At 45.4% G+C, this 5,391-nt stretch carries 2 protein-coding genes and 1 pseudogene; 2 read left to right on the top strand and 1 reads right to left on the bottom strand.

From position 1 onward, the window contains the following. Positions 1 to 165: 165 nt before the first annotated feature. Positions 166 to 3,426 carry a sll1366 family intein-prone helicase gene (locus F6K20_RS22740; RefSeq protein WP_287296115.1) on the bottom strand — a complete coding sequence of 1,087 codons (3,261 nt, stop codon included), beginning with the start codon at positions 3,424 to 3,426 and terminating at the stop codon, positions 166 to 168. Between the two features lie 558 nt (positions 3,427 to 3,984). Between F6K20_RS22740 and F6K20_RS22735 the strand changes: the two genes are divergently transcribed. Together F6K20_RS22735 and F6K20_RS22730 are read left to right on the top strand one after the other, a co-directional pair. Then, positions 3,985 to 4,191 (top strand): hypothetical protein, encoded by a 207-nt coding sequence (locus F6K20_RS22735; RefSeq protein ID WP_287247420.1) that lies wholly within the window; start codon positions 3,985 to 3,987, stop codon positions 4,189 to 4,191. A gap of 66 nt (positions 4,192 to 4,257) precedes the next feature. Beyond that, positions 4,258 to 5,391: pseudogene (locus tag F6K20_RS22730) on the top strand (hypothetical protein); the annotation flags it as partial.

Below are 5,391 nucleotides of genomic sequence, written 5' to 3'. Positions count from 1 at the left end.
TCTGTTTGACCCGGTGGTGCGTTACGGGGCGGACTATCTCAACCCTGGCTACCGTAAAAATTAGGTCAAGTCCGCCCCTAACGCACCCTACTCCCTACTGGTGGGCAAAAACCCTTTGGTGCTTGTAATAATTCTAGATCATAGAATTTTGCCCACCCTACAAAATTAATCATCAATAACCGCACTCCGGTCAAGCAAAACCAAATCGCGCAATTGTTCCGTATTCATTTCCGTCAACCAATCTTCTCCTGCATCTACAGTTTGTTCCGCTAACTGTTTCTTACTTTCAATAATGTCATTAATTTTTTCTTCCACAGTGCCAGTACAGATAAACTTATGGACTTGAACATTGCGTTTTTGACCAATCCGAAAGACGCGGTCAGTAGCTTGATTTTCCACCGCTGGATTCCACCAACGGTCTACATGAAACACATGATTAGCTCTAGTTAAATTCAATCCAGTGCCACCAGCTTTCAGAGACAGAATAAATATCGATGGACCATCGGGGTCATTCTGGAACCGATCAATCATTTCCTCCCGTTGTTTCTTACGAGTTGCGCCATAGAGGAATAAAACTTCTTTGCCAAATTTGTGCTCTAAATAGGGTTTTAGCAATTTCCCCCATTCCGAAAATTGGGTAAAAATTAAGCCACGGTCTCCCTCAGAAATCGCCTCTTCTAACATTTCTTCCAACCGTCGTAACTTACCCGACTGCTGGCTAGACATTAACGAATTATCTCCCGTTTTACCCTTAGTCTTTTTCCCCTTACTCTCCAACAGTGCGGGATGATTACACAGTTGCTTGAGTCTCAACAATAAAGTCAAAATCATGCCCTTGCGCTTAATCCCCTCAGCTTCTTCAATTTGTGCTAAAGAATCATCCACCAACTGTTGATAAACCGTAGCTTGGGCTGCGGAAAGACCACAAAAAACATTCATTTCCTGCTTTTCGGGCAAATCTTGAATAATAGACTTATCGGTTTTGAGGCGACGGAGGATAAAGGGTTGCACTAGCGATCGCATGGTCTGCAAGGAATCCCGGTCGCCAAATTTCTCAATCGGTACCGCAAATCGACGTTGGAAGAATTGGCGATCGCCTAAATACCCAGGATTGAGAAAATCGATAATTGACCACAATTCCGACAACCGATTTTCCACGGGAGTACCGGTTAAGGCAATCCGAAAGGTAGTGGAAAGTTGCTTCACGGCTTGGGATTGCTTAGCGCTAGGATTCTTAATATTCTGAGCTTCATCCAGCACCACCCCCTGCCATTCCACCCCATCCAGGGTAGTCGCATCCCGATGTACTAAGGAATAACTGGTAATGATCACCTGCTTAGTCTTAACTGCCTTAGCAAAGGCTTTCCCTTTAGAGCGTTTATCCCCGTGATGGACAATAGTTTTCAGGGATGGCGCAAATTTCTTTACTTCCCGTTCCCAGTTTCCTAGCACAGAAGTCGGACATACCACTAAGCAAGGCCCATTCAGGGTACCTTCTTCCTGAAGATGCAACAGAAACGCAATCAGTTGTGCCGTCTTACCAAGGCCCATATCATCCGCCAGACAAGCACCCAAACCCCAACGTTCCAGAAACGCCAGCCAGCCCATCCCTCTAGCTTGATAGGGTCGCAATTGCCCCTGAAAACTAGCTGGTTGAGGAATCGGCTCCAGGGATTGATTCCCCTGTAAATTAGTAATTAACTCTTGCAGAGCTCCCGATGCTTCAAACTTCACTACCGGTAGTTTTGCCAAGGTATTATTATCACCAGTAGTGATCCGCAAAGCATCCTCTACGGAAAGAGTCATGTTATCGGTCGAACCCTTAAACATCTCTTGAGCTGCCCGGACATCAGAGGGTTGTAACGCCATCCATTCCCCATCCACCTCCACTAGGGGTGATTTCAGTGCCATCAAGCGATTAAACTCCCGCTTCGAGATGGTTTTATCTCCAATCGCCAGTTGCCACTTAAACTTCAGTAAGCTTTGGAGTCCTAACCGTTGATTCTTCTTTTGTGGTGGCACTTCCGCCAGAAGACTAATTCCCAAGCGTTTGGCTCCCGTGCCTGGTTTCAATCCTGGTGGTAAGACAATACCCAAGCCATTGTTTTGCAACCGCCATGCACTAGCCCTAATGAACTCATACACATCTACTATGGTTAGCTCACAAAACTCAGGACGGGATTGGTGTAAGCTCGGTTCAATGGGAGGATAGAGTCGAGTCGCTAATCCTAACCCTTTCAGGAACGTTTCCTGAGGTTGTTCAATGGTTCGCTGCTTAATCTCCAATCGCTCTCCTGAGTAATTCCAGATCGTTTCCGCATCCACCACCAGGTCTGGGTCATCAACCGCTTGTAAGCCATAGGCCAAGCACCAATTCTCTTGGTCAGAGGTAGGAGGCTTCAGGATAAAACAAGTGCGAAACAGATTTTGCCTCAATCTCTTGGACGTCGGTGTCACTAAATTCTGTTGCACCGGAGTGTTCCAAGTAGACAGTGCTGCCGCTAATCGACCTAGGGTTGTTGACTCTAGCCCTAGGGTTTCTGAATTAGAAGACAAATTAGAAGAAAGCGATCGCAACCATTCCACCATCGGTGATTCTACTACTGGCACCGACTCACCCTTGACAAAATCCCGCACCTGTGTATTAACCACACTACTCAAGAATCCCAATAGCAATTCCTGAGCCTTAACCAAATCCGTTGTAGCTTGAAGGGTCAACTGTGGAGAACTAACCTGTTGTGGATAAGCACAGCAAGCCGAGGGCATGAGCTTGATATACTTTTCTAGACGGACTTGATCGGTAGTACTATCAAGCAGAGGTTGCCAGAAAGCCCTTACCTTACCATCAGGCAATCGGTACAGTCCTGGTAAAAACTTACCCCGATTCAGCAGATCCAAGCTCCAGCGCATCACCTGAGACCAAAAACGCAACTCCCCTCCCAGGTAAGCGTCTGAGCCTTCAAAAGAGCCCAGGGGTAAGGCTTCCAGGAATCTTACCCCTGCCATCGGTTCCAGACTTACCCCTTGCACTTGCCATGGTTGTAATTCCCACTGACCAGCCTCTGCACTATCCTCTGCACTATCTAACAACATTTTGCTAGACAGCACTGGATAAGCTGGTTCACCTTTGGATGATGGTTCAGTAGGTAAGAGAACAATTTGAGACTGCCAGCGAACCTGATGCTGTTGAGCTGCACGCTTACGACTACCTGAACGAGCCTTCTCAGACACCTCTAAAAATTGACCAATGGACAGACGATGAGAATCTAAAAAAGACGTCAATTCTTCCTCAGTCATGGCAAACGGGTGACATGACATATCATTGGCAGTTGTTGATATCTGCGCCTTCGTGCGCCAAGTTTCTCCCCAAATAAATAGATGACCATTAGTTTCCCCAGATATCCAACTGCCATGTAACGTTGCCATAATAATTTTTGTGTCTTTTTTTGTTATCTAGTCCAGGTTTTGTCGATCAAATTTGCTGAATTTATCCCTTAGGATTAACAGCTATCGTATCTGATTAATAGATTTTATAACAAAGGTAATAGGGAGTAGGGAGTAGGGAGTAGGGAACAGGGAGTAGGGAGTAGGGAGTAGGGAGTAGGGAGTAGGGAGTAACGAACAGAAATTATCATAATTCATTTAGATTACTATATTAATAATTGAAGTAAACAAAGTTATTTTTTGAGCTGATTAGGCGAGATAATCTCCAGCTAATTTACCGATTTAATAAAATTTATTCGGTTATCAAAAAAACTGATTAAAGACTACTTTTATTATTTTCTTAATAAAAAAATGTCAAGTTTTAAGTAAACTCTATGGCTATTATTTAGAGTATTCAGTAGTATTTAAACTCTAAAAAACCGCTGAAGTTACTCCACAACAAACTTGGCAACTTTCAAAAAGAAAGTAACCGTAGGCGTCAAGGAGTTGATCCCTTAGCCAAACACCATCAAAAAGTATAGCGTTTACTAGTCTAATCAGGTGCATAGAAATTTTTTCATTTCCCGACTCCCAGGGAGTGCGCTTACAGTCGTCGAATTAAATTCGCCACGGGTCGCACCGCTCCCTATTGCCTATTGCCTATTGCCTATTGCCTATTGCCTATTGCCTATTGCCTATTGCCTATTGCCTATTGCCTATTGCCTACTCCCTACTCCCTACTCCCTTTCCTACTTACCACCCCCCTGAGTGATAAATGCTACGATTGCGACAGAACGAGAACAGTGATCAAACAAAGAAGGAAAAAGTACCGAAATGGTAGAGATAGACAAGTCAATATCCTTTGATGGACGGGATATTAGACTCAAAGTAGGTCTGCTTGCCCCTCAATCTGGTGGTTCAGTAATGATACAGTCGGGGGATACAGCAGTTCTAGTGACAGCAACTCGTGCCCCTGGTCGAGAAGGGATTGATTTTCTACCCTTGGTGGTTGACTACGAAGAAAGACTCTACGCAGCAGGTCGGATTCCAGGTGGTTTCCTCAGGCGGGAAGGCCGTCCTCCAGAAAAAGTTATCCTAACTAGCCGTCTCATTGACCGTCCCTTACGTCCCTTATTTCCCAGTTGGCTACGAGATGATATACAGATTGTAGCAACTACCCTGTCTATGGATGAACAAGTACCGCCAGATGTTTTGGCAGTTACTGGTGCATCGATTGCTGTGTTGCAGGGCAGCATTCCCTTCTATGGACCAATGGCAGCTGTACGGGTAGGGTTACTCGGGGATGATTTTATGATTAATCCCACCTACAAGGAAATCGAAAATGGCGACTTGGACTTAGTCGTGGCTGGTTCCCCACAAGGGGTAATTATGGTAGAAGCCGGTGCCAATCAATTACCGGAACAAGATATAATCGAGGCCATCGATTTCGGCTACGAAGCGGTACAAGACTTGATCAAAGCCCAGCATGACCTGCTTGAGGAGTTGGGAATTGCAATAGTGATTGGCGAACCCCCAGCCGTAGACTCGAATCTAGAAGAATTTATTCGCGTCCGCGCCACTGACAAAATTAAAGGTGTCCTCTCGCAATTTGACCTGGACAAAAATGGTCGGGATGTTGCCTTAGATGAGATTAAAGACAGTGCTGTCAAAGCAGAAATTACCCAACTCAAAGAGGATGACCCGATCCGTGTAGCGGTTAATGAAAATAGCGCATTAGTCGATAAGCTGTTCAAAAGCCTCACCAAAAAACTGATGCGTACTCAGATTGTGGAAGAAGGGGTGCGCGTGGATGGTCGCAAGCTAGACCAAGTGCGTCCTGGTCAAGCGGTTGCTGATGCCGTTAAAGCATCTCACGCCAGTGCTGAAGGGTTTGCGGCCCAGGAGTTAGATGTTTGGGAAGCAGAGTTAATCCCCCGTGTGGATAGTTTTTTGGATTGGTATTTTGAT

Source organism: Moorena sp. SIO2C4, from assembly GCF_010672485.1.
Classification (GTDB): domain Bacteria; phylum Cyanobacteriota; class Cyanobacteriia; order Cyanobacteriales; family Coleofasciculaceae; genus Moorena; species Moorena producens.
Note: the sequence above shows the minus strand (reverse complement) of the source record. Positions and strands in the feature narration are given on the sequence as shown.